The sequence below is a fragment of the Streptomyces sp. NPDC058401 genome (assembly GCF_042722885.1).
Lineage (GTDB): Bacteria > Actinomycetota > Actinomycetes > Streptomycetales > Streptomycetaceae > Streptomyces.
This window is the reverse complement of sequence record NZ_JBHXKA010000075.1, coordinates 15,800-39,001: the sequence shown is the minus strand read 5'-3', so window position 1 is coordinate 39,001 and position 23,202 is coordinate 15,800. Positions and strand designations below refer to the sequence as shown.

Here is a 23,202-nt window from a genome sequence, read left to right as displayed (position 1 = left end):
AATTAACCGCCTACAACTTATATTTACATTGTTTGTGTGGTGGTCATGTTTTTTTTTTTAAACGACTCTGGGCATCGCCCCCCCCCCCCTACCGAACCACGCCCGGGGCCCCTCCGAGGGGCGCGGGCCTTCGTGCGTACGGGGGAGTCCTACGCGGACACCGGCTCCTCGGCGGCGGCTCCGGCAGTGGCCCCGGCTCCGGCGGGCGCCGTGGCGGGTCCCGTACGGGCGGTCAGGGCCGTGTAGACCAGGCCGCCGGCCAGGCCGGAGAGGACGAAGGAGCAGTCCACGCCGTCGGTCAGGGCCAGCAGGGGGCCCTCGTAGAAGGGGGTGCTCACGGCGAGCAGGCCGACGCCCGCGCCGATCACCCAGGAGGCGGTGGCGCTCAGGTTCCAGCCGCCGCGGTACCAGTAGATCCCGCCCACCGAGCGACGGTTGAACACCTGGAGCGCGTCGGCGTCGTACCGTCCCCGGCAGCGGACGAAGCCGATCAGGGTGATCACGGCCCACGGGGTGCCGATCGCGGTCAGCAGCAGCACGAACGAGGTCATCGCGGACTGCACGTTCCACTCGAAGGAACCGACGAAGACGAAGGCGGTGGCGACGGTGGCCGCGATCACGGTGGCCTTGGTGCGGGTGGCCCTGGGGACGATCGCGTCGAGGTCCAGGCCCATGGAGTACAGCATCAGCCCCGCGTTGCCCACCGATCCGGCCGCGGCCGCGGCGAGCAGCGGGACCAGGTACCAGAACGGGGACGCGGCCACGAGCGGCCCGGCGTAGTCGTCGGCGCCGGCCCCGGACGCGAGCGCGGTGTAGGTGCCGAACAGCTGCGGTATCAGCAGGCCGATCAGCAATCCGAAGCCGGTGGCCCAGAGCACCTTGCGGGAGCTGTGCTTGCGGGGGGAGATGTAGCGGGTGTAGTCGCCGAGCAGGGTGATGAAGGCGACGGGGCCGCTGAGCCCGGCGGCGACGGCGGAGAGCAGCCAGGTCGGCCAGAAGGAGCCGAGGAGGTACGAGGTCTCCGTGGCGGTGGCGGTGAAGTCCGGGGCGTACGCGAAGACGCCGATGGCCAGCAGGACGACCATCCCGATGGAGAGCACCTTGCTCATGCGCAGCAGCAGCCGGTAGCCGAAGACGGCCCCGACGACGGTACACGCGGCGAGTACGCCGTACATCGCGGCCCGCGAGACGCCGGTGTCCGGCAGCCCGGTGAGGCGGGAGAGGACGCCGACCATGACGTCGCCGCCGATCCACAGGGTCAGTGCGGTGTAGCCGAGCGAGAGCAGCAGGCCCACGATCGAGCCGACGAGCCGGCCGCGGACGCCGAACTGGGCGCCGCTGGAGGTGGAGAGGTTGGTCGCCGTCCGCAGGGAGACCAGCGCCAGCGGCGCGGTGACGGCGATGCCGACGACGGTGCCGGTCACGATGGCGGTGACCGACGGCCACAGTCCCAGTCCGAAGGACGGGGGCAGCCAGCCGAAGACGATCACACCGAGGCAGAGATTGGAGCCGAGCAGGATCGAGATCAGGTCACGAGGACCGCTCGTCCGCTCCTCCTCCGGGATGGTGTCGACTCCGCGCTGTTCGATGGGCATGGGGGGACTCCCTTGGCAGGGCGGGGGGTGGCAATACGGTGTTCTGCATGTTTGAGCGACACTCAATGTGACCTAAGCCCTGGTCTCAGGTCAATGCTTCATTGCAGGGAAATGAAGAGTTAGAGTGATGCTCTAACCCATCGACTCGAAGGGTGGTGGATCGGCGTGCGGCTGACACCCACGGAGCGCGACCGGCTCCTGCTCCGCAGCGCTGCGGAACTGGCCAGGGCCCGGCGGGCCCGCGGGCTGAAACTCAACGTCCCGGAGGCCACCGCGCTCATCGCGGACACGGTCTGCGAAGCCGCACGCGACGGAAAGCGGCTCGCGCAGGCCATCGAGGAGGCCCGCTCCGTGCTGGGCCCGGACGATGTGCTGCCCGGCGTCAGCGACGTGGTCACCGAGGTGCACGTGGAGGCCGTCTTCGACGACGGATCCCGCCTCGCGGTGGTCTCGTCCCCGATCCGCGGCGCGGCCGGCCTGGGCGAGAACGCCCCGGGCGCGGTCCTCCCCGGCCCCGGAGCCCCCCAGCCGGAGCCCACGGTCCACCTGTGGGTGCGCAACACCGCCCCGGTGCCGGTCAGCGTCACCTCCCACTTCCACTTCTTCGAGGCCAACCCGCGCCTCGACTTCGACCGCGCGGCCGCGTACGGCATGCGCCTGTGCGTACCGGCGGGATCGTCCGTACGGTTCGACCCGCACGGCGAGGGCGAAGTCGGCCTCGTCCCCATCGGCGGGGACCGCGTCGCGATCGGCTTCGCCGGGCTGGTCGACGGACCGCTGGACGCCCCGGGCGCCAAGGCCGAAGCCCTGCGCCGCGCGGCCGCCTGCGGCTACCTCGGCACGGGGCCCGCCGACGCCGCCGAGGGTGCGGACGCCACGGACGCCGCCGATGCCACCGACGCCACGGACGGAGCGCAGGCGTGAGCAAGCAGACCAGGCACAGCGACCACTGCGCACCCGGCAGCCGGCACATCGACCCGCACGAGTACGCCTCCGTCTTCGGCCCGCGTGCCGGCGACCGGGTCCGCCTCGGCGACTCCGGGCTGACCGTCCGCGTCGAGTCCGACTCCCAGAAGCCCGGTGACGAGTTCCTGGCCGGCTTCGGCAAGACGGCCCGCGACGGGCTGCACCTGAAGGCCGCCGCCGTCCGCGACACCTGCGACGTGGTGATCAGCAACGTGCTGGTCATCGACGCCGTCCTCGGCATCCGCAAGGTCTCCATCGGCATCCGCGAGGGCCGCATCCACGCGATCGGCCGGGCCGGGAACCCCGACACCCTCGACGGCGTCGACGTCGTGGTCGGCACGGGCACGAGCATCGTCTCCGGCGAGGGCATGATCGCCACCGCCGGCGCCGTCGACACCCACGTGCACCTGCTCTCCCCGCGCATCATGGAGGCCTCGCTCGCCGCGGGCGTCACCACGATCATCGGGCAGGAGTTCGGCCCGGTCTGGGGCGTCGGGGTCAACTCCCCGTGGGCGCTGAAGCACGCCTTCAACGCCTTCGACGCCTGGCCCGTCAACATCGGTTTCCTCGCGCGGGGTTCCTCCTCGGACCCGGCCCCGCTGGTCGAGGCGCTCGCCGAAGGCGGCGCGTCCGGCTTCAAGGTCCACGAGGACATGGGCGCGCACACCCGCGCCCTGGACACCGCCCTGCGCGTGGCCGAGGAGCACGACGTCCAGGTCGCCCTGCACAGCGACGGCCTCAACGAGTGCCTCTCCGTGGAGGACACCCTGCGGGTGCTGGACGGCCGGACCATCCACGCCTTCCACATCGAGGGCTGCGGCGGCGGCCACGTCCCCAACGTCCTGAAGATGGCGGGCGTGCCGAACGTCATCGGCTCCTCCACCAACCCGACCCTGCCCTTCGGCCGGGACGCGGTCGCCGAGCACTACGGCATGATCGTCTCCGTCCACGACCTCAAGCCGGACCTCCCCGGCGACGCCGCCATGGCCCGCGACCGGATCCGCGCGGGCACGATGGGGGCCGAGGACGTCCTGCACGACCTCGGCGCGATCGGCATCACCTCCTCCGACGCCCAGGGCATGGGCCGCGCCGGCGAGACCATCCGCCGCACCTTCGCCATGGCCGCCAAGATGAAGGGCGAGCTGGGCCCCCTGGACGGCGACGGCGAGGGCGACGACAACGCCCGCGTCCTGCGCTACATGGCCAAGCTGACCATCAACCCGGCCATCGCCCACGGCCTCGCCCACGAGATCGGCTCCATCGAGGTCGGCAAGCTCGCCGACATCGTGCTGTGGCGCCCCCCGTTCTTCGGCGCCAAACCGCAGCTGGTCCTCAAGTCCGGCTTCCCGGCCTACGGGGTCACCGGTGACCCCAACGCCGCCACGGACACGTGCGAACCGCTGGTCCTCGGACCGCAGTTCGGCTCGTACGGGGCCACCGCGGCCGATATCTCCGTCGCCTTCGTCTCGGCCGCCGCGGCGGCCCTCGGCAGCGACGAGATGCCGACCCGCAGGCGCCGGGTCGCCGTCCGCGGCACCCGGGGCATCGGCCCCGGGAACCTGCTCCTCAACTCCCGGGTGGGCGCGGTCGATGTGGACGCGCGCAGCGGACTCGTCTCCCTCGACGGAGAACCGCTGCGCTCCGAGGCCGCCGAATCGGTCTCCCTCAACCGCCTGTACTTCCTGTAAGCCAGCACAGCCTTTGAATCAGCACAGCCTTCAAGCCGGCACTGCCCGTAAGGACCTCCCTGCCATGACCGACACCACGCCCGTGAACGCCGGATTCCGGATGCCCGCCGAGTGGATGCCCCACGAGCGCACCTGGATGGCCTGGCCCAGCCCCAACCCCACCTTTACCAACGAGCAGGAGCTCGCCGAGGCCCGCGAGGCCTGGGGCGCCGTCGCCCGCGCGGTGCGCACGTACGAGCCCGTGACCCTGGTGGTCTCGCCCGGTGATGCCGAGAGCGCCCGCGCCGTCGTCGGCGAGGCCGCCGGCCACGAACTCGAGCTGGTCGAGCGCGAGCTCGACGACGCCTGGATGCGCGACATCGGCCCGACCTTCGTCACCAACGACGCGGGCGAGCTGGCCGCCGTCGACTGGACCTTCAACGGCTGGGGCGCCCAGGACTGGGCCCGCTGGGACCACGACTCGAAGATCGCCCGGGAGATCTCCGGCCTCGTCGGGACCCGCACCTACAGCACCGCGCTGGTCAACGAGGGCGGCGCCATCCACGTGGACGGCGAGGGCACCGTGCTCCTCACCGACACCGTGCAGCTCGGCAAGGGCCGCAACCCCGACTGGACCCGCGAGCAGGTCGAGGCCGAGATCCACGCCCACCTGGGCACCACCAAGGCGATCTGGCTCCCGTACGGCCTGGCCGGCGACTACGGCACCTACGGCACCCAGGGCCACGTGGACATCGTCGCCGCCTTCGCCCGCCCCGGCGTGGTCATGGTCCACAGCCAGCCCGACCCGGCCCACCCGGACCACGAGCGCGGCAAGACCATCGCCGCCATCCTGCGCGCCTCCACCGACGCGCAGGGCCGGCAGCTCCAGGTCGTGGAGATCCCGGCGCCGACCGTGCTGGAAGAGGACGGGGAGTGGGTCGACTACTCCTACATCAACCACTACCTGTGCAACGGCGGCGTGGTCCTGTGCGCCTTCGACGACCCGCGCGACGAGGAGGCGGCGGAGATCTTCCGCGGTCTCTTCCCCGAGCGGACCGTGACGCTCGTCGACGCACGTACGATTTTCGCCGGGGGTGGCGGTATCCACTGCATCACCCAGCAGCAGCCGAAGGTCTGACCCCGAGCGGGCGGCCGGGACGAGGAGTGGGCCATGGTGGCGGGTGAGGTACGTGCCGCGCGCAAGAACGCGCCGCCGCGCGAGGACGTACTGGTCGCCGCCATGGCCACCATCGCCGAACGCGGCCTGGACGGTCTGACCATGGCCGGCCTGGGCCGCGAGGTCGGCATGAGCAGTGGCCACCTCCTCTACTACTTCGGCACCAAGGACGAGCTCCTGCTCCAGACCCTGGAGTGGAGCGAGGCGGCGCTCGGCACCCGCCGCCGCGCCCTGCTGTCCCGCCGGGGCCCGGTGCGCGAGCGCCTGCAGGCGTACGTGGACCTGTACGTGCCCGAGGGCCCCCGCGATCCGCACTGGACGCTGTGGCTGGAGGTCTGGAACCGCTCGCAGAACGCGGGACCGGCGGAGCGGGAGCGCCAGGGGGCCATCGAGGGCGCCTGGCACCGCGACCTGGTGGCCCTGCTCGCCGAGGGCATCTCGCGCGGGGAGTTCCGCCCGGTCGACCCGGACCGCTTCGCGGCCCGGCTGCGGGCCCTGCTCGACGGGTTCAGCATCCAGGTCGCCGTCGGCCTGCCCGGGATAGGGCGGGGCGACATCCTGGAGCACGTCGGCGAGTTCCTCAGCGAGGCGCTGACTCCGAGGCCTTGACCCCGAGGTCCTGACCCCGAGGTCCTGGCCTCGCGGCCCCGGCCCCGAGGCCCCGCCCCGCCGCTCCGGCCCTCGGACAGGTGTGCCCGCATGCTGAGATCCTCGTCCATGCGCGGCATGCGGTATGGCAGACTGCCGACGTGCCTGCTCAGCTCATGATTATGGACAGCAGCGCGCCGGTCCCCAGTGGCCGCTGAGCCGCGGAAGAACTTCGCGGAGGCGGCCACCGTGCCCCAGACCCGCGCGCAGACCTCTCGCACCCGCGAGAGGTTTTTTCGTTTTCCGGCCCGAACATGCCGGGACCGGGCAGCGCGCGATGATGGGGGCAGTGGCGTCGGCCTGCCCGCGGGCGGGCATCCGGAACCACCCATCCGACAGGAGTCAGATCAGCATGACGACGACAGAGGCGAGCGAGCCGACTGCGCCGGCTTCGGGCCCCGGCCCCGACGACGGGTTCCACGTCTTCGACACGACCCTGCGCGACGGCGCCCAGCGTGAGGGCATCAACCTCACGGTCGCGGACAAGCTGACGATCGCCCGGCACCTGGACGACTTCGGGGTGGGGTTCATCGAGGGCGGCTGGCCCGGCGCCAACCCGCGCGACACCGAGTTCTTCTCGCGTGCCCGCGCGGAGATCGACTTCAAGCACGCCCAGCTCGTCGCCTTCGGCGCGACCCGCCGGGCGGGCGGTTCGGCCGCCACCGACCCGCAGGTCCGCGCCCTGCTGGAATCCGGCGCCCCGGTGATCACCCTGGTCGCCAAGTCCCACGACCGGCACGTCGAGCTCGCCCTGCGCACCACCCTGGACGAGAACCTGGAGATGGTCCGCGACACCGTCGCCCACCTGGTCTCCCAGGGCCGCCGGGTCTTCGTCGACTGCGAGCACTTCTTCGACGGCTACCGGGCCAACGCCGAGTACGCGAAGGCCGTCGTGCGCGCCGCCCACGAGGCGGGCGCCGACGTCGTGGTCCTCTGCGACACCAACGGCGGCATGCTGCCCGCGCAGATCACCGCGACCGTGGCGACCGTACTGGCCGACACCGGCGCCCGCCTCGGCATCCACGCCCAGGACGACACCGGCTGCGCCGTAGCCAACACGCTGGCCGCCGTGGACGCCGGCGCCACCCACGTGCAGTGCACCGCGAACGGCTACGGCGAGCGGGTCGGCAACGCCAACCTCTTCCCGGTCGTCGCCGCGCTGGAGATCAAGTACGGCCGTACGGTCCTGCCTGCGGGCGCCCTGGCCGAGATGACCCGGATCTCCCACGCCATCGCCGAGGTCGTCAACCTCACCCCCTCCACGCACCAGCCCTACGTCGGCGTCTCCGCCTTCGCGCACAAGGCGGGCCTGCACGCCTCGGCCATCAAGGTCGACCCGGACCTGTACCAGCACATCGACCCCGCCCGGGTCGGCAACACCATGCGGATGCTCGTCTCCGACATGGCCGGCCGGGCCTCCATCGAGCTCAAGGGCAAGGAGCTCGGCGTCGACCTCGGCGGGGACCGCGCGCTGGTCTCCCGGGTGGTGGAGCGGGTCAAGGAGCGGGAGCTCCAGGGCTACACGTACGAGGCCGCCGACGCCTCCTTCGAGCTGCTGCTGCGCGCCGAGGCCGAGGGCCGGGCGCGCAAGTACTTCCGCATCGAGTCCTGGCGGGCCATCGTCGAGGACCGCCCCGACGGCACGCACGCCAACGAGGCCACGGTGAAGCTGTGGGCCAAGGGCGAGCGGATCGTCGCCACGGCGGAGGGCAACGGCCCGGTCAACGCACTGGACCGGGCGCTGCGGGTGGCCCTGGAACGCTTCTACCCCCAGCTCGCGAAGTTCGAGCTGATCGACTACAAGGTCCGCATCCTGGAGGGCGCCCACGGCACGGCGTCCACGACCCGGGTCCTGGTCACCACCACCGACGGCACCCGCGAATGGAACACCGTCGGCGTCGCCCCGAACGTCATCGCGGCATCCTGGCAGGCCCTGGAGGACGCCTTCACCTACGGCCTCCTGCACGCGGGCGTGGAGCCGGCGGAGTAGTCCGCGTACGCCGTCTCGTCGTGCTCCGGCAGGATGAGACGGCGGAGACGCCCGGCAGGGCGATGGCCCTTATGTCCAGCTCACACGGGATTGGGTCCATTCCGGTAGCGTCGTGACTATGAGGACCAGGCTTATATCCGTACGTATGGGATCGCTGCTGGCCGCTCTGCTGCTGGCGCTGTCCGCGACCGCGCTGCTGGTCGCCCCGGGGGCGTCGGCCGCCGACGGGACCACCGCCGTGGCGGAGGCCCTCAAGAAGGGCCCGGTCTACGTGGACCCCGGCGCCGCCGCGCAGCTGTCGCCCGCGCAGGCGGACGCGCTCGCGAAGAAGATCAAGGACGCCGGGAAGCCCGTGTTCGTGGCCGTGCTCCCGGCCACCGCCGAGTTCCCGGCCGCGAGCGTGCTGAAGACGATCCGTACCGAGACCGGCATCACCGGGCTCTACGCGATCCGGCTCGGCGACGGCTTCAACGCCGGCGCCGACCGGGCCGTCATGCCGAACAACGCGGTCCGCAACCTGGTCGACGCCGTCAAGGCGGGCGGAGCGGTCGACGCGAGCACCGAGCTCAACACCTTCGTGGACCAGGCCCTCGCCCAGGCCAAGGGCAAGGCCCCCGCCTCCTGGGGCACCGCGAGCACCGACGACGGCGCCCCGGTGGGCGCCCTGATCGGGCTCGGCGTGGTGGCCGCCGTCGGCGGCGGCGGGGCGTACGCGCTGGTCAAGCGCAACCGCAAGAAGAAGGAAGAGCTCCGGCGCGAGTCCATCGCCCGGCTGAGCGTGGTCGTCGACGAGGACATCACGGCCTTCGGCGAGGAGCTGGAGCGCCTCGACTTCCACCCCGGTGAGCCCCGAGCCGACGACGCCATGCGCACGGACTACGAGCAGGGCCTCGACTCGTACGAGAAGGCCAAGCAGATCATGGCCTCCGTGCAGTACCCGGAGGAGGTCAAGGGGGTCACGCAGGCCCTGGAGGAAGGCCGGTACGCCCTGGCCCGCCTCGACGCGCGGCGGCAGGGCCGGCCGCTGCCCGAGCGCCGCGCCCCCTGCTTCTTCGACCCGCGCCACGGGCCGAGCACCGAGGACGCCACCTGGGCCCCGGCGGGCGGGGCCGCCCGTACCGTCCCGGTCTGCGCGGCGGACGCCGTCCGGCTGCGCGACGGCCAGGACCCGGCGGTCCGCACGGTCGACACCGAGCACGGCCCGCGCCCCTACTACGACGCCGGCCCGGCGTACGGCCCCTGGGCCGGCGGCTACTTCGGCGGCGGCATCCTGCCCGGCCTGCTGATGGGCACGATGCTCGGCTCGATGATGTCCAGTCCGGCCTACGCATCCGACTTCGGCGGCGGCAACGGCTTCGACGGAGGGGGCTTCGACGGGGGCGACGTCTCCGGGGCCGACTTCGACTCGTCCGACTTCGGCGGCGGAGGCTTCGGCGGCGGGGACTTCGGCGGCGGAGGCGGTTTCGACGGAGGCGGCTTCGGCGGGGGCGACTTCTGAGCCGCCCCCGGACCGCAGCCCGGAAGGGGCCTCAGGCCTGCTTGATCGCCGAGATGTCGAAGGTCAGCTTCACCTTGTCGCTGACCATCACGCCGCCGGTCTCCAGCGCCGCGTTCCAGGTCAGGCCCCAGTCGGAGCGCAGGATCTCGGCGGAGCCCTCGAACCCGACGCGCTCGTTGCCGTAGACGTCGGTGGCCGAGCCGCCGAACTCCAGGTCGATGGAGAGCGGGCGCGTGACGTCCTTGATGGTCAGCTCGCCGGTGATGCGGTACTTGTCGCCGCCGAGCTGGCGGGCCTCGGTGGAGCGGAAGGTCATCAGGGGGAAGGTCTCGGCGTCGAAGAAGTCGCCGGAGCGCAGGTGGCCGTCGCGGTCGCCGATGCCGGTGTCGACGGAGGCGATCTTCACGTCGATGGAGGCGGTGGAGCGGGACGGGTCGGTGCCGTCCAGGTGCAGGGAGCCCTCGTGCTCGGCGAAGGTGCCGCGCACGTTGGTGACCATCGCGTGGCGGACGGTGAAGCCGATGCTGCTGTGGGAGGGGTCGATGACGTAGTCGCCGGTGAGTGCGGCGAGGGCCGGGTCCACGTCGAGGGTGGCGACGGCGGTCGTGGCGTCCTGCGTGCGGCGGGTGAAGAGACCCATGGCTGCTCCTTGGTGAGGGTGCCGCTGGATGTCCGGCACTCGGTGGCTCTGACTCGTTGAACTTTCAACAAGAACGACGCTAGACCCATTCCGTTCAAATTTCAACCTCCCACGCTCTTGTGGGCGGCTTGGATGGCTTGACGGCATCTTGGTGACGCCTTGGCGGCCACTTGGGCCAGTGATTTGTGGAAACCCCACAAAGGACCAAGGTCCTGCCTGGTGGGACGGGCTGCTCCCGCAGCGGTTCTGTCCGGCCCGGACAGCGGAAGACACCCGACACTGTGTGGATTCGACGGAGGGTTTTCCCGGTCCGGCTTCGTAAGGTCATTACATGACCGTTGTGGACCAGATTCCGAGCGAGCCGACGGACGCCCGCGGGCGCGTGGCCGAGCTGCACGACCTGCGCGAGCAGGCGCGCCGCGGCCCGAGCGACCGGGCGACCGAAGCGCAGCACGCCAAGGGCAAGCTCACCGCCCGTGAGCGGATCGCGTTGCTGCTCGACGAGGGTTCCTTCAAGGAGGTCGAGCAGCTGCGTCGCCACCGCGCGACCGGCTTCGGCCTGGAGGCCAAGAAGCCCTACACCGACGGTGTCATCACCGGCTGGGGCACGGTCGAGGGCCGTACGGTCTTCGTCTACGCACACGACTTCCGGATCTTCGGCGGCGCCCTGGGCGAGGCCCACGCCCAGAAGATCCACAAGATCATGGACATGGCCATCGCGGCCGGTGCCCCGCTGGTCTCCCTCAACGACGGCGCCGGCGCCCGCATCCAGGAGGGCGTCTCCGCGCTCGCCGGATACGGCGGCATCTTCCAGCGCAACACCAAGGCCTCGGGCGTCATCCCGCAGATCTCGGTCATGCTCGGCCCCTGCGCCGGCGGCGCGGCCTACTCCCCGGCACTGACGGACTTCGTGTTCATGGTCCGGGAGACCTCGCAGATGTTCATCACCGGCCCGGACGTGGTCCGCGCGGTGACCGGCGAGGAGATCACCCAGAACGGCCTCGGCGGCGCGGACGTGCACGCCGAGACCTCGGGCGTGGCGCACTTCGCGTACGACGACGAGGAGACCTGCATCTCCGAGGTCCGCTACCTCATCACGATGCTGCCCTCCAACAACCGCGAGAACCCCCCGGTCCACGAGACCAGCGACCCGGCCGACCGCCGGTCCGAGGTCCTGCTGGACCTCGTGCCCGCCGACGGCAACCGCCCGTACGACATGCTCAAGGTCATCGAGGAGCTCGTCGACGAGGGCGACGTCCTGGAGATCCACGAGCGCTGGGCCCGCAACATCATCTGCGCCCTGGCGCGGATGGACGGCCAGGTCGTCGGCATCGTCGCCAACCAGCCCGGCCACCTCGCCGGCGTCCTGGACATCCACGCCTCCGAGAAGGCGGCGCGCTTCGTCCAGCTCTGCGACGCCTTCAACATCCCGATCATCACCCTCCTGGACGTCCCCGGCTTCCTGCCGGGCGTCGACCAGGAGCACGGCGGCATCATCCGCCACGGCGCGAAGCTGCTGTACGCGTACTGCAACGCGACCGTGCCGCGGATCTCGCTGATCCTGCGCAAGGCCTACGGCGGTGCGTACATCGTCATGGACTCCCAGTCCATCGGTGCCGACCTCACCTACGCCTGGCCGACCAACGAGATCGCCGTGATGGGCGCCGAGGGCGCCGCCAACGTCATCTTCCGCAAGCAGATCGCGGATGCCGAAGACCCCGAGGCAATGCGTGCGCGCATGGTCAAGGAGTACAAGGCAGAGCTGATGCACCCTTACTACGCGGCCGAGCGAGGCCTCGTGGACGACGTGATCGACCCCGCGGAAACCCGCGAAGTCCTCGTCGCCGCCCTCGCGATGCTCCGCAACAAGCACGCGGACCTGCCGTCGCGCAAGCACGGCAACCCGCCCCAGTAGACGTCGAAGGAGAACTGCCACCGATGAGCAACGCCACCGGCACCCTGCTGAAGGTCGAGAAGGGCAACGCCGAGCCCGAGGAGCTGGCCGCGATCACCGCGATCCTGCTCGCCCGCGCCGCGGCCGCCCCCGAGGACACCTCCACCGCCACCGCCCGCTCCCAGGCCGGCTGGCGCCGCCTGGAGCGCACCCCGGGCTTCCGCGGCCCGCGCAGCTGGCAGGGCTAGTACGCGAAGGCCCGCAGGCACCACGAGAAAGCCCCCCGAACTCCGAGGAGTGCGGGGGGCTTTCGCGTACGACCGGGACGGCTACCGCAGGCGGGCCATCAGGGCGTGCTCGACGAGCGTGATGAGCGCGCTCTTGGCGTCCGCGCGGTGGCGGGCGTCGGTGGTGATGATGGGTGCGTCCGGGCCGATCTGCAGGGCCTCGCGGACTTCCTCCGGGGTGTACGGCTGGTGTCCGTCGAAGCCGTTGAGGGCGATGACGAAGGGCAGGCCGCTGTTCTCGAAGTAGTCGACGGCGGGGAAGCAGTCGGCGAGACGGCGGGTGTCGACGAGGACCACGGCGCCGATCGCGCCGCGCACGAGGTCGTCCCACATGAACCAGAAGCGGTCCTGACCGGGGGTACCGAAGAGGTACAGGATCAGGTCCTGGTCCAGGGTGATGCGGCCGAAGTCCATGGCGACCGTGGTGGTCGTCTTGTCCCCGGTGTGGGTCAGGTCGTCGATGCCGGCGGAGGCGCTCGTCATGACGGCCTCGGTGCGCAGGGGGTTGATCTCGGAGACGGCGCCCACGAACGTGGTCTTGCCCACGCCGAAGCCACCCGCCACCACGATCTTCGCGGAGGTGGTGGAGCGAGGAGCCGCTCCGCCGTTAGAGCTTGCGAAGTCCACTGAGCACCCTTTCGAGCAGTGTCACATCTGGCTGACCGCCGGCGGACTCGTCGCCGCCGGGCTGGTGGATGGCTACGAGGCCGGCCTCCGCCAGGTCGGCGACGAGGATCCGGGCTACGCCAAGAGGAATGGAAAGAAGTGCCGAGATCTCCGCGACGGATTTGATCTCCTGGCACAGGAGGCAGATGCGCTGGTGCTCGGGCAACTGCCCTTGCAGACGCGCGGGATCGGCCGTGGTGCTGACCAGCGCCTCGATGGCGAGCTGGTAGCGCGGCCGGGTCCGGCCGCCGGTCATCGCGTACGGGCGCACCAGCGGGTTGTGCGCCTGCGGAGCCTGCGGGCGCCCGCCGCGCGGAGGCTGCTGCGAGGACCGGTAGGCCGACTGTCCGGGCTGCTGCTGCTGTTGCGGCGGCCGGCCGTACGGCTGCTGCGGCTGCTGGTAGGGCTGCCGCTGGTACGGCTGCCCCGAGGCGGGGTCGTGCTCCGGCGAGGGCCGGTTGCTGGGAGCAGACGGGAAGTTGAAGCGGTTCTGGTCGTGCCCACCCTGCGGCTGCTGCGCGCCGCCATAGGGATGTCCTCCGGGTGTTGTCACGTTTCCTCCTCCGACTCCAAGTACGCAGTACTCCCTGTGGAACCGCGCCACCGCACCCTATGGTCCAGTGACGCGAAACGCACTGCCTGTCTGCTAGTTGAGAAGTCCACCCTGCAGTTCCGCGCGCAGGTCCGGGGTGAGGACACTGCCGGCGCGGTCCACGAGGAGGGCCATCTCGTAACCCACCAGGCCGATGTCGCACTCGGGGTGCGCGAGCACCGCGAGCGAGGATCCGTCGGAGACGGACATCAGGAAGAGGAATCCGCGGTCCATCTCCACCACCGTCTGGTTGACGGCACCACCCTCGAAGATGCGCGAGGCACCCGCGGTGAGGGAGGTCAGGCCGGAGGCCACCGCGGCGAGCTGGTCGGCCCGGTCACGGGGGAAACCCTCGGACATGGCCAGAAGGAGGCCGTCGGCGGAGACCACCACCGTGTGGGACACCCCTGGGGTGTTGTCCACGAAGTTGGTGATCAACCAGTTCAGGTTCTGCGCCGCCTGGCTCATCGCGCTCACACTAACGCTCCTGGTCATAGCTGTTACTTGACTGCTCGGATCCCGCGTTGCGGCCCTGCTGGACGCCGCGTCGCAGGTTGCTCAACCTGCCACGGATGTCCTCCGGGGCCCGGGAGACCTCGGGGCCTCCCTGCGGCGTCGTCTCCGCAGCGCCCTCGACCAGGTTGGCCTTGGGCACGCGCCGGGGGAGACCGGAAGGGGTGACCCCGCCGGCCTTCGGCTCACGGAGTTTGGCGGCCTGCTGCCAGCGCTCGTCGTTGTTCGAGCGCCAGTCGTCAGGGCCGACCGGTTCCTCGGGGGCCTTCTCCGGCGCCGCGGGCTGCTGCTGTCGCTGCGGCCGCTGCTCGAAGAGGGATCCGGAGGACTCCGTTTCCTGCTGTCCCGGACGCTGCTGCGGCTGGCTGCCGCGTCGCGGCAGGCCCGCCCCGGTCACCTGGTGGCCGGCGTCGGCAGTGGCGCCCGGACGGTCGAAGCCTACGCGGTCCCGGGCAGGTTCGGGAGCGGCCGGTGATTCCGATTCGGTCCCGTAATCCTGCTGGTAGGAGCCCGAGTAGGTGTTCTGCTGGGGCCACTCCGCCGGTGTGGACGGGGCATCGTACCCACCGTCGTAGGCCGGGAGTTCTTGTCGCTGATCCGTGTACTCGGGTTCCGGATAGGCGTACTCCTGCTGGGTGTACGCGTCGTATCCCTGCCCGGTCTGAGCGGATTCGTAACCGAGGTCGTAGCCCTGCACGGGCTGCTGCTCGTAGCCCTGGTACGGCTGGTACGCGTGCTCCGGCTGCGGTTCCGGATACTCCGCCGCGGGCTCGTCGTACGGGGACTGCGGCTGGGCCTCCGGCTGCGGGTAGCCGACCTGCGCCTCCAGCGCGGCCCGGCGCTCCTCGCGGCCCAGGGACCGGCCGACCGGGTCGGCGGCGGGCTCGTCGAATCCCGGCTGGTCGGCCCGGTGGACCTCGTAGCGGGAGTCGTCGAAGCCGAGCTCGGCGGCCGTGCGCGGCGCGGCCGGCTGCTGGGCCTGCTGGCGCGGGATGATCTGGGAGACCGTGAAGTCGTCCGCCGGGATCACCTCGCCACCGCCACCGTGGGTGATGGCGTCGGGGAGCATGACCAGCGAGGTGGTGCCGGCCGCTTCGCCCGAGGGGCGCAGCTGGACGCGGATGCTGTGCCGGTCGGCCAGCCGGCCGACCACGAACAGACCCATGCGCTGCGAGATCGCGGCGTCCACGGTCGGCGGGTTGGCCAGCTTGTGGTTGATGTCCGCGAAGTCCTCGGCGGTCAGGCCGATTCCCTTGTCGTGGATCTCGACCATCACCCGGCCGTCGGGCAGACGCGTCGCGTTGACCCGGACCTTGGTCTGGGGGGAGGAGAAGGTGGTGGCGTTCTCCAGCAGCTCGGCGAGCAGGTGCACGAGGTCGGTCACGGCCTGGCCGTGGATCTCGGCCTCGGAGACGCCCGACAGCTCGACGCGCTCGTACTGCTCCACCTCGGAGGAGGCGGCGCGCAGGACGTCGACGAGGGGGACCGGCTGGTCCCAGCGGCGGCCCGGCTCCTCACCGGCGAGGATGAGGAGGTTCTCGCCGTTGCGGCGCATGCGGGTGGCCAGGTGGTCCAGGCGGAAGAGGTTCTCCAGCTGGTCCGGGTCGGCCTCGTTGTTCTCCAGCTCGGTGATCAGGGTCAGCTGGCCCTCGATCAGCGACTGGTTGCGCATGGAGAGGTTCGTGAAGATCGCGTTGACGTTGCCCCGGAGGAGCGCCTGCTCGGCGGCGAGCCGGACGGCCTCGCGGTGGACCTGGTCGAAGGCGCGGGCGACCTCGCCGATCTCGTCCTGGGAGTCGATCGGGATCGGCACCACGCGGGTGTCGACCTTGCCCGGGTCGGTGCGCGAGAGCTGGTCGACGAGCATCGGCAGGCGCTGCTCGGCGATGTCGAAGGCGGCGCTGCGCAGGCGGCGCATGGCCTTGCCCATCTGGCGGGCCATCATGCCGGCCAGGATGAAGGCGGCGAGCAGGGCCACGACCACGATGACACCGGTCAGGATGGCGTCGTTGCGGGCCTCGTCGGAGACCGCGACGGAGTCCTTGAGGGCCTTGTCGAGGAGTTCCTTCTCCAGCTCGGCGTAGCCGTCGAACTTGGCGGTGGCCGCGGCCTGCCAGGCCTGCGAGGTGGTGCCGTCCGCGGCGAGCTTGGCGGGCTTCTCGCCGCTGGCTATCGCCTCGGTCATACCGGTGAGCGCGGAGTCGTTGACCACGGGCGGGGCGTGGAAGACGGTGCCGGCCTGCTCGGCCGCCTGCTTGGCGGCGGCGAGCTTCTGGGCGCCCTCTTCGGACTTCTTGCCCATGATCTCGCGCAGCCGCGCGACGTCCTCGTCGGTGCCGGCGGCGACGTACTCGCCGATGGCTATCTCTTCGAGGTAGGCGTACGAGGAGAAGGCGACGAGCTGGGCCTTGCGGATGTCCTCGTTCGCGCTCGGCCGGACCAGCAGGTGGGTGCCCACCGAGCGCTGCAGGGAGTTCGCGGCCTTGGACAGTTCGAGTGCGTAGACCATGCGGCCGTACGAGGTCACGTTGCCGGTGCCGAGGCCCAGCTCGTTGGAGAACTGCATGAGGTAGTGCTGGACCAGCACGTACCCCTCTTCGGTCGGGATCGGGCCCAGTGCCTTCGGGAGGGCCTTCTTCGGCGTCTCCAGCTGCGGCAGGTAGGCCGTCTTGCGGACCTGCTCCAGCTTCGGCTCCTCCTGGCGGAAGAGTTCCAGACGGCGTTCCAGACCCTGGCCCGCGGGCAGGTCCTTCGCGGCCTCGGCGAACTTGGCCTTGGCGGCGTCGGTGGCGGAGTAGGCCTTCAGGACGGGCTCGGACTCGCGCTGGCCCTTGAGGAGGGGATCGGCCGTCAGGTCGCGCTCGTTCAGGAGCGCCTGGCCGTATTCGGCCGCGGCCTGGACGATGACGGCGGTCTTCTCGGCGTCCTTGGCCTCGTTCCAGGTGTCGATCGAGCCCTTCACCTGGAAGCCGCCCATGACCAGTCCGACGAGGACCGGGACGAGGAGGATGGCGTTCAGACGGGTCGGCACGCGCCAGTTGCGGGGCGAGAACCTGCTGGTGCTGCCGCTGCTCACGGATGGTTCCACGGGTACGTCAAGGGGAGACGCGGCCGCGCGCGGCGGCGGGGTGAAGTTGCCGCGCGCGGGTTCATCCGCGGGGCTCGAGTTGCTTCGCCTCACTCGACCAACAACCTCTCGGCGGTGCTACTAGCTAGTTCGTTGAATTCCAGCACGGTTAACGGCCGTGTTCCAAACAGTTGAAATCGGCCATTCCTAGAGCCTTATGCCCCACATAAATCGGACATAAAGAGCGTCCTGCGGCAAAAACGGGGCCAGTTGTGAGCGCAGCGGCACCGGACGAACGCACCGTGTCGCCAACTACCGGCAATTCTCTGTCGAAACGTTATGAACGAAGGGGGCGGGCCGTGTCGCATGACACAGCCCGCCCCCCAAAACCGGCCGGTGAAGCCCTCGTCACGAGGCGCCCCTGCGCGAGCCGCTACTTGAGCCGCGCCATCAGGGCGTGCTCGACGAGCGTGATGAGCGCGCTCTTGGCGTCCGCGCGGTGGCGGGCGTCGGTGGTGATGATGGGTGCGTCCGGGCCGATCTGCAGGGCCTCGCGGACTTCCTCCGGGGTGTACGGCTGGTGCCCCTCGAAGCCGTTGAGGGCCACGACGAACGGCAGGCCGCTGTTCTCGAAGTAGTCCACGGCCGGGAAGCAGTCGGCCAGGCGCCGCGTGTCGACCAGGACGATCGCCCCGATCGCGCCGCGCACGAGGTCGTCCCACATGAACCAGAAGCGGTCCTGACCGGGGGTACCGAAGAGGTACAGGATCAGGTCCTGGTCCAGGGTGATGCGGCCGAAGTCCATGGCGACCGTGGTGGTCGTCTTGTCCCCGGTGTGGGTCAGGTCGTCGATGCCCGCGCTCGCGGACGTCATCACGGCCTCGGTGCGCAGCGGGTTGATCTCGGAGACGGCGCCCACGAACGTGGTCTTGCCCACGCCGAAGCCACCCGCCACCACGATCTTCGCGGAGGTGGTGGAGCGAGGAGCCGCTCCGCCGTTAGAGCTTGCGAAGTCCACTGAGAACCCTCTCGAGCAGCGTTACATCCGGCGTTCCGCCGGCCTCTCCATTGCCCGGCTGGTGGATGGCCACCATGCCGGCCTCCGCCAGGTCGGCGACGAGGATCCGTGCGACACCGAGCGGCATGTTCAGCAGCGCGGAGACCTCCGCGACCGACTTGACCTCACGGCAGAGGGTGCAGATGCGCTGGTGCTCCGGGAGCAGCCCGGACAGGTGCATCGGATCGGCCGTGGTGCTGACCAGGGCCTCGATGGCGAGCTGGTAGCGCGGTCGGGTCCGGCCGCCGGTCATCGCGTACGGACGAACCAGCGGCTGGTCGCCTTCCGAGTACGAGTCTCCGTACTGATCGGAATAGGCGGGGGGCGGGGTCATTGATCCTCCGGGCTGGACAGCAATGGTCAGCGTGCCGTCTGACGGGGCGGCCGGTGGGGGGACGGTATGACGGCCTGGCGGTGGTACTGGGTTCCGGGGCCGGGGCCCCGGTCCCCCGGCCGGCAGTACCGTCCGGCCGGGAGAGCGGCAGTCAGATGAGCAGGCTTCCCTGCAGTTCCGCGCGCAGGTCCGGGGTGAGGACACTGCCGGCGCGGTCCACGAGGAGGGCCATCTCGTAACCCACCAGGCCGATGTCGCACTCGGGGTGCGCCAGTACGGCCAGCGAGGATCCGTCGGAGACGGACATCAGGAAGAGGAATCCGCGGTCCATCTCCACCACCGTCTGGTTGACGGCGCCGCCCTCGAAGATGCGGGACGCGCCCGCGGTGAGGGAGGTCAGGCCGGAGGCCACCGCGGCGAGCTGGTCGGCCCGGTCGCGGGGGAAGCCCTCGGACATGGCCAGAAGGAGGCCGTCGGCGGAGACCACCACGGTGTGGGACACCCCGGGGGTGTTGTCCACGAAGTTGGTGATCAACCAGTTCAGGTTCTGTGCCGCCTGGCTCATCGAACTCAACTATCGCTCCTGCTGGTAAGTGGGGTCGACGTGGTGGTTGCCGGTGGCCGGGCCGGTGGTACCGGCCTGCCGACCCTGCTGGATACCGCGTCGGAGGTTGGTGAGACGGCCGCGGACATCGTCCGGGGACCGCGAAACCTGGGGGCCGGCCTGTGCTTCGGCCTGCTGCTGCGCGGTGCCGGCCACGAGGTTCGCCCGCGGGACCCGGCGGGGCAGACCCGATGTGGTGATGCCGCCGGCGGCGGGCTGCCGCACGCGCTCGGCCTGCCGCATCAGCTCGTCGTTCGGCGAGGAGCGCCAGCTCACGGTCGGTACGGCGCCGGTGGTCGCCTGCGCGGGCTCGGCCGGAGCCTGCTCCTGGCCGCGCTGCGGCAGCTGGTGCTGCTGCGGGCGCTGCGGGGAGACGGGAGCCGGAGCTGCCGGGGCGGACGGCTGCGCCTGCTGGGGCACCGCCGGTGCCGGAGCCGCGGGCTGGCCGCCCTCCTGGCGGAACCAGTTCGACTCCAGCGTGTCGAAGATCGGGCTGCGACCCTCGCCGGTGCCCGCACCGGCCGGCGGCAGCGCCTCCGGACGGGGCGCCTGCGGCAGCCGCGGAGCCTCCGCACGCGGAGTCGGTACGGGGGCGTAGTTGCCCTGGGGCTGCGGAGCCTGCCCGGGCTGGGCGTAGCCGCCGACACCGGGGCCGCCGGGCCGCTGGGCCTGGAAGTCCTGGCGGGCGAACTGCCCCGTGGAGGCCGGGTCACCGAACTCGGGACGGGCGAACTGGCCCGTCGAGGCCGGGTCGGCGAAGTCCTGGCGGGCGAACTGGCCGGTGGAGGCCGGGTCACCGAACTCGGGGCGGGCGAACTGGCCCGTGGCGCTGCTGTCGTGGCCGCCCTGGCCGCCCTGGCCGCCGGCCTGCGGGGCCGGGGCGTTGAAGTCGGGGCGGGGGAACTCGGACGTGGAACCGGGGCCCGACAGCTCGTCGTGGCCGCGCGGTACGTCGTGACCGCGCTGACCGGCGCCCCACGTGGTGGTCTGGGGCATCGCGGCGGGTCCGCCGCCCGCGCCCGGGAGCTCCGGACGGGGCGCGCCGCCGCGCGGCGGAAGCTGCGGCCGGGGACCGCGCCCGCCCGGGCCGCCGGCCTGCTGCTGCGGGGCCTGCTGCGGTGCCTGCTGCTGGGGCTGGTGCGGCTGCTGGGACTGCGGCTGCGGCTGCTGCGGGCGCTCGAAGCCGTTGCCCTGCGGGAAGCCGCCGGGACCGGACGCCGTGGGGGCGCCGACCGGACGGGCCTGCGGACCGCCGAAGCCGCCCGGGCCGCCGGGACCCGAGACCGGGCCGCGGCCCGGCAGCGGAGCACCCGAACCGAAGGCGCTCTGCGTCTGGCCGCCGGGACCCTGCTGCGGCCGTCCGCCCTGCGGGCCGGGGCCCTGGGGCTGACCGCCGGGACCGCCGAGGCCGCCGGGACCGCCGAGGCCGCCGTCGCGGCCCGGCAGGGCCGCGCGCTGGCTGCCGGCGGAAACCTGGCCGCGCTGCGGGGCGGCGCCCACGGGGGGACGCGCACCGGGAGCGGGGATCGAGCCCTGCGCCTGCGCGCCGGGACCGCCCTGGCCGGGGGCGCCGGGGGCACCCTGGCCGCCGGGACCGCCCTGGCCGGGCATCGGGGCCGGCTTCTTGCCGCCCTGGGCGACGTCCACCGGGAGCATGACGAGGGCCGTCGTACCGCCCGAGTCGGAGGGGCGGAGCTGGATGCGGATGCCGTGTCGCAGGGACAGGCGGCCGACCACGAACAGACCCATGCGGCGGGAGACCGAGACGTCCACGGTGGGCGGCGAGGCGAGCCGCTCGTTGATCGCGGCGAGGTCCTCGGGGGAGAGGCCGATGCCGGTGTCGTGGATCTCGACGAGCACCCGGCCGTCGGGCAGCGCGTGACCGGTGACCTTGACCTTGGTCTGCGGGGAGGAGAACGAGGTGGCGTTCTCCAGCAGCTCGGCGAGCAGGTGCACGAGGTCGTTGACGACGCGGCCGGCCACGTCGGTGCCGGGCACCGACGAGAGTTCGATGCGCTCGTACTGCTCCACCTCGGACGCGGCGGCGCGGAGCACGTCGACGAGCGGGACGGGGCGGGTCCACCGGCGGCCCGGCTCCTCGCCCGCGAGGACGAGGAGGTTTTCGCCGTTACGGCGCATGCGGGTCGCGAGGTGGTCGAGCTTGAAGAGCGAGGACAGCTGGTCCGGGTCGGCCTCGCGCGACTCCAGCTCGGAGATGAGCGAGAGCTGGCGCTGGATGAGGCCCTGCGAACGGCGCGAGAGGTTGGTGAACATCGCGTTGACGTTGCCTCGCAGGAGGGCCTGCTCGGCGGCGAGGCGGACGGCCTCGCGGTGCACGTCGTCGAAGGCCGCGGCCACCTGGCCGATCTCGTCGCGGGTGTGCAGACCGACGGATTCCACCGTCGTGTCCACGTCCTGCGGGTCGGACTCCGACAGCTGCTTGACGAGCTCGGGCAGCCGGTCCTGGGCGACGCGGGTCGCGGTGTCCTGGAGGCGGCGCAGGGAGCGGATCATCGAGCGGGCCATGACGAAGGCGCCGACGAGGGAGACACCGAGGACGAGGAGGATCAGCGCACCGTTGATGAGGGCGTCGCGCTGCGACTCGTTCTTGAGCTCGCGGGCCTTCTGCTCCATGTCCTCGAGCAGGGTGAGCTCGATGACCTTCATGGCCTGGAGCTTGGTGTCGTCCGCGTCGTACCAGTCCATCCAGGAGCGGTTCTTCTCCTTGGCGAACTGGTCCTTGTTGCCGAGGACGCGGCGGGCGTAGTGGTCGGCGGTGGCGATTTCCTGGTTGCCGTCGCCGAGCGCCGCCAGGAGCTCCTCGGGCTTGCCCTGGTAGACGAGCTCGAAGGTCTTGCGCGCCTGCTCCTCGCTGCTCTGGGCGGAGCGGGCGTAGAGCCGGTCGTTCTCGGTGAGGGTGCCGGCCAGCGCCGGGTCCGCGGGGAGCGCGGCCGCGATGATCGCGCGCTGGATCGAGGCGTACTCCTTGGCGGAGGAGAACGCGGCCAGCGCGCGGGTGCGCTTGATCATCTCGGGGTTCGAGGTGGCCTGGGCCATGTCCTGCGAGAGCGAGAGCAGCGAGACGACCAGCGCGTTGTACTCGGTGACGGTCTGCTGGGCACCGTTCTGGTACGCGTTCTTGCGGATCTCTTCGAGGTTGTTGAGCCCGTGTGCGATCTGCAGGATGTTGTTGCGGATCGACCGGAGCGTCTCGTCGTTGCCCTCCGCGACGTCGACCTTGTCGGTCGCGGCGGCGAAGGCCCGGACGGCGGAGTCGGTCGAGTCGCGGACGCCCTGGACGAGGGTGCTGGGCTTGCCCGACTTGTCGACGGACAGCGGACCGGCGGAGTTGTCACGCTCGGCCTGGAGCATGGCGGCCAGGTTGGTGGCCTGACGCGTCATCGTCGTCAGCAGCTGCATGTGCTCCAGCTGCGCGATGTCGTTGAGCGAGTCGTTGATGCGGAAGCCACCGAGGGTGGTGGCGGCGACGACCGGCAGGGTCAGCAGCGACACCAGCCGCGTGCTGATGCGCCAGTTCTGCATGGCCAGACGGGAACCGGACCCACGGGGGGTCTGGGGTATCGCCACGTCGCGGCTGCCCGACTCGTCGTCGGCCTTGGAGCCGCCCTTGGGCTTGGCGCGGCCCTTCGGCTTCAGCGCGGCGGAGCCGTCGGGGCCCCCGCTCTCGACAGCCGGCCCGCGGTTCTGGGCGTGCTGGGGCGAGGAGCCACGGTCGGTCCCGCCGCGCGGGTCCTGCTCCGGCGCGGCGTCCCCACGGCCCTGACGGGCCTGGGGAGACCCCTTGTCATCCCTCTTGAATCGTCCCTGCACTAGCGTCGCAACCTCTGGACCAGGCGTCCCGCCGGGCGACCGGTGGGACGGTGTCGAGTCGTGGGGCAATGCGCCCCATGGTGGTCGTCGGTGACCGGCGCGTCTCCCTCTCCGTTGCCGCCGCGCTCGGCGCTGTGTCGCGCCACCTGCGCGCCGGCTGATTCCCGCGGCGGTCC

General features: G+C 71.3%; 18 protein-coding genes. 8 read left to right on the top strand and 10 right to left on the bottom strand.

Translation table 11 applies throughout. The annotated features are described in order from the left end of the window. Positions 1-149 precede the first annotated feature (149 nt). Positions 150-1,595, bottom strand: a complete 1,446-nt coding sequence (locus ACFWNV_RS25320; RefSeq protein WP_383951242.1) for a cytosine permease — start codon at positions 1,593-1,595, stop codon at positions 150-152. A gap of 165 nt (positions 1,596-1,760) precedes the next feature. Between ACFWNV_RS25320 and ureA the strand changes: the two genes are divergently transcribed. From ureA to ACFWNV_RS25290, 6 genes are all read left to right on the top strand, one after another. Continuing rightward, positions 1,761-2,519 (top strand): urease subunit gamma, encoded by a 759-nt coding sequence (ureA, locus tag ACFWNV_RS25315; RefSeq protein WP_383951239.1) that lies wholly within the window; start codon positions 1,761-1,763, stop codon positions 2,517-2,519. Beyond that, positions 2,516-4,249 carry an urease subunit alpha gene (locus ACFWNV_RS25310; protein WP_383951236.1) on the top strand — a complete coding sequence of 578 codons (1,734 nt, stop codon included), beginning with the start codon at positions 2,516-2,518 and terminating at the stop codon, positions 4,247-4,249. The genes ureA and ACFWNV_RS25310 overlap by 4 nt, the downstream gene beginning before the upstream one ends. A gap of 64 nt (positions 4,250-4,313) precedes the next feature. Further along, a complete protein-coding gene (locus ACFWNV_RS25305) occupies positions 4,314-5,366 on the top strand; it encodes an agmatine/peptidylarginine deiminase (RefSeq protein ID WP_383951234.1) in 1,053 nt (350 codons plus the stop codon). Positions 5,367-5,399: 33 nt separating this feature from the next. Further along, complete coding sequence (locus tag ACFWNV_RS25300; RefSeq protein ID WP_383951231.1) at positions 5,400-6,014, top strand: TetR/AcrR family transcriptional regulator; 615 nt, start codon at positions 5,400-5,402, stop codon at positions 6,012-6,014. A 391-nt stretch (positions 6,015-6,405) separates the two neighbouring features. Next, positions 6,406-8,043 (top strand): citramalate synthase, encoded by a 1,638-nt coding sequence (gene cimA, locus ACFWNV_RS25295; protein WP_383951228.1) that lies wholly within the window; start codon positions 6,406-6,408, stop codon positions 8,041-8,043. A 118-nt stretch (positions 8,044-8,161) separates the two neighbouring features. Next, positions 8,162-9,541, top strand: a complete 1,380-nt coding sequence (locus ACFWNV_RS25290) for a hypothetical protein (RefSeq protein ID WP_383951225.1) — start codon at positions 8,162-8,164, stop codon at positions 9,539-9,541. A 31-nt stretch (positions 9,542-9,572) separates the two neighbouring features. On the opposite strand, the gene ACFWNV_RS25285 is transcribed toward ACFWNV_RS25290, so the two are convergent. Further along, positions 9,573-10,181, bottom strand: coding sequence for a YceI family protein (locus ACFWNV_RS25285; protein WP_383951222.1), 609 nt, complete (start codon positions 10,179-10,181; stop codon positions 9,573-9,575). 331 nt (positions 10,182-10,512) lie between these two features. On the opposite strand from ACFWNV_RS25285, the gene ACFWNV_RS25280 reads away from it, so the two are divergent. Together ACFWNV_RS25280 and ACFWNV_RS25275 are read left to right on the top strand one after the other, a co-directional pair. Beyond that, a complete protein-coding gene (locus ACFWNV_RS25280; RefSeq protein ID WP_383951220.1) occupies positions 10,513-12,096 on the top strand; it encodes an acyl-CoA carboxylase subunit beta in 1,584 nt (527 codons plus the stop codon). Between the two features lie 23 nt (positions 12,097-12,119). Further along, positions 12,120-12,323, top strand: a complete 204-nt coding sequence (locus ACFWNV_RS25275; RefSeq protein WP_383951217.1) for an acyl-CoA carboxylase subunit epsilon — start codon at positions 12,120-12,122, stop codon at positions 12,321-12,323. An 81-nt stretch (positions 12,324-12,404) separates the two neighbouring features. On the opposite strand, the gene ACFWNV_RS25270 is transcribed toward ACFWNV_RS25275, so the two are convergent. From ACFWNV_RS25270 to ACFWNV_RS25235, 8 genes are all read right to left on the bottom strand, one after another. Beyond that, entirely contained in the window at positions 12,405-12,989 is a 585-nt protein-coding gene (locus tag ACFWNV_RS25270; protein ID WP_007266770.1) for an ATP/GTP-binding protein, read from the bottom strand. After that, positions 12,970-13,581, bottom strand: a complete 612-nt coding sequence (locus tag ACFWNV_RS25265; RefSeq protein WP_383951214.1) for a DUF742 domain-containing protein — start codon at positions 13,579-13,581, stop codon at positions 12,970-12,972. The genes ACFWNV_RS25270 and ACFWNV_RS25265 overlap by 20 nt, the downstream gene beginning before the upstream one ends. A gap of 93 nt (positions 13,582-13,674) precedes the next feature. Further along, positions 13,675-14,088 carry a roadblock/LC7 domain-containing protein gene (locus tag ACFWNV_RS25260; RefSeq protein ID WP_243337850.1) on the bottom strand — a complete coding sequence of 138 codons (414 nt, stop codon included), beginning with the start codon at positions 14,086-14,088 and terminating at the stop codon, positions 13,675-13,677. Positions 14,089-14,098: 10 nt separating this feature from the next. Beyond that, positions 14,099-17,314 (bottom strand): nitrate- and nitrite sensing domain-containing protein, encoded by a 3,216-nt coding sequence (locus tag ACFWNV_RS25255; protein ID WP_383951211.1) that lies wholly within the window; start codon positions 17,312-17,314, stop codon positions 14,099-14,101. 319 nt (positions 17,315-17,633) lie between these two features. Next, positions 17,634-18,218, bottom strand: coding sequence for an ATP/GTP-binding protein (locus ACFWNV_RS25250; RefSeq protein ID WP_243337754.1), 585 nt, complete (start codon positions 18,216-18,218; stop codon positions 17,634-17,636). After that, positions 18,199-18,591 carry a DUF742 domain-containing protein gene (locus ACFWNV_RS25245; RefSeq protein ID WP_243337752.1) on the bottom strand — a complete coding sequence of 131 codons (393 nt, stop codon included), beginning with the start codon at positions 18,589-18,591 and terminating at the stop codon, positions 18,199-18,201. The genes ACFWNV_RS25250 and ACFWNV_RS25245 overlap by 20 nt, the downstream gene beginning before the upstream one ends. A gap of 151 nt (positions 18,592-18,742) precedes the next feature. Continuing rightward, complete coding sequence (locus ACFWNV_RS25240) at positions 18,743-19,156, bottom strand: roadblock/LC7 domain-containing protein (RefSeq protein WP_008739864.1); 414 nt, start codon at positions 19,154-19,156, stop codon at positions 18,743-18,745. 9 nt (positions 19,157-19,165) lie between these two features. After that, positions 19,166-23,026 (bottom strand): nitrate- and nitrite sensing domain-containing protein, encoded by a 3,861-nt coding sequence (locus tag ACFWNV_RS25235; RefSeq protein WP_383951208.1) that lies wholly within the window; start codon positions 23,024-23,026, stop codon positions 19,166-19,168. Between the last annotated feature and the right edge of the window lie 176 nt (positions 23,027-23,202).

Coding starts and splice junctions, on each gene's coding strand:
- ACFWNV_RS25320 (WP_383951242.1), bottom strand. CDS start 1,595: ATGCCCATCGAACAGCGCGGAGTCGACACCATCCCGGAGGAGGAGCGG.
- ACFWNV_RS25305 (WP_383951234.1), top strand. CDS start 4,314: ATGACCGACACCACGCCCGTGAACGCCGGATTCCGGATGCCCGCCGAG.
- ACFWNV_RS25300 (WP_383951231.1), top strand. CDS start 5,400: ATGGTGGCGGGTGAGGTACGTGCCGCGCGCAAGAACGCGCCGCCGCGC.
- cimA (WP_383951228.1), top strand. CDS start 6,406: ATGACGACGACAGAGGCGAGCGAGCCGACTGCGCCGGCTTCGGGCCCC.
- ACFWNV_RS25290 (WP_383951225.1), top strand. CDS start 8,162: ATGAGGACCAGGCTTATATCCGTACGTATGGGATCGCTGCTGGCCGCT.
- ACFWNV_RS25285 (WP_383951222.1), bottom strand. CDS start 10,181: ATGGGTCTCTTCACCCGCCGCACGCAGGACGCCACGACCGCCGTCGCC.
- ACFWNV_RS25280 (WP_383951220.1), top strand. CDS start 10,513: ATGACCGTTGTGGACCAGATTCCGAGCGAGCCGACGGACGCCCGCGGG.
- ACFWNV_RS25275 (WP_383951217.1), top strand. CDS start 12,120: ATGAGCAACGCCACCGGCACCCTGCTGAAGGTCGAGAAGGGCAACGCC.
- ACFWNV_RS25260 (WP_243337850.1), bottom strand. CDS start 14,088: ATGAGCCAGGCGGCGCAGAACCTGAACTGGTTGATCACCAACTTCGTG.
- ACFWNV_RS25245 (WP_243337752.1), bottom strand. CDS start 18,591: ATGACCCCGCCCCCCGCCTATTCCGATCAGTACGGAGACTCGTACTCG.
- ACFWNV_RS25240 (WP_008739864.1), bottom strand. CDS start 19,156: ATGAGCCAGGCGGCACAGAACCTGAACTGGTTGATCACCAACTTCGTG.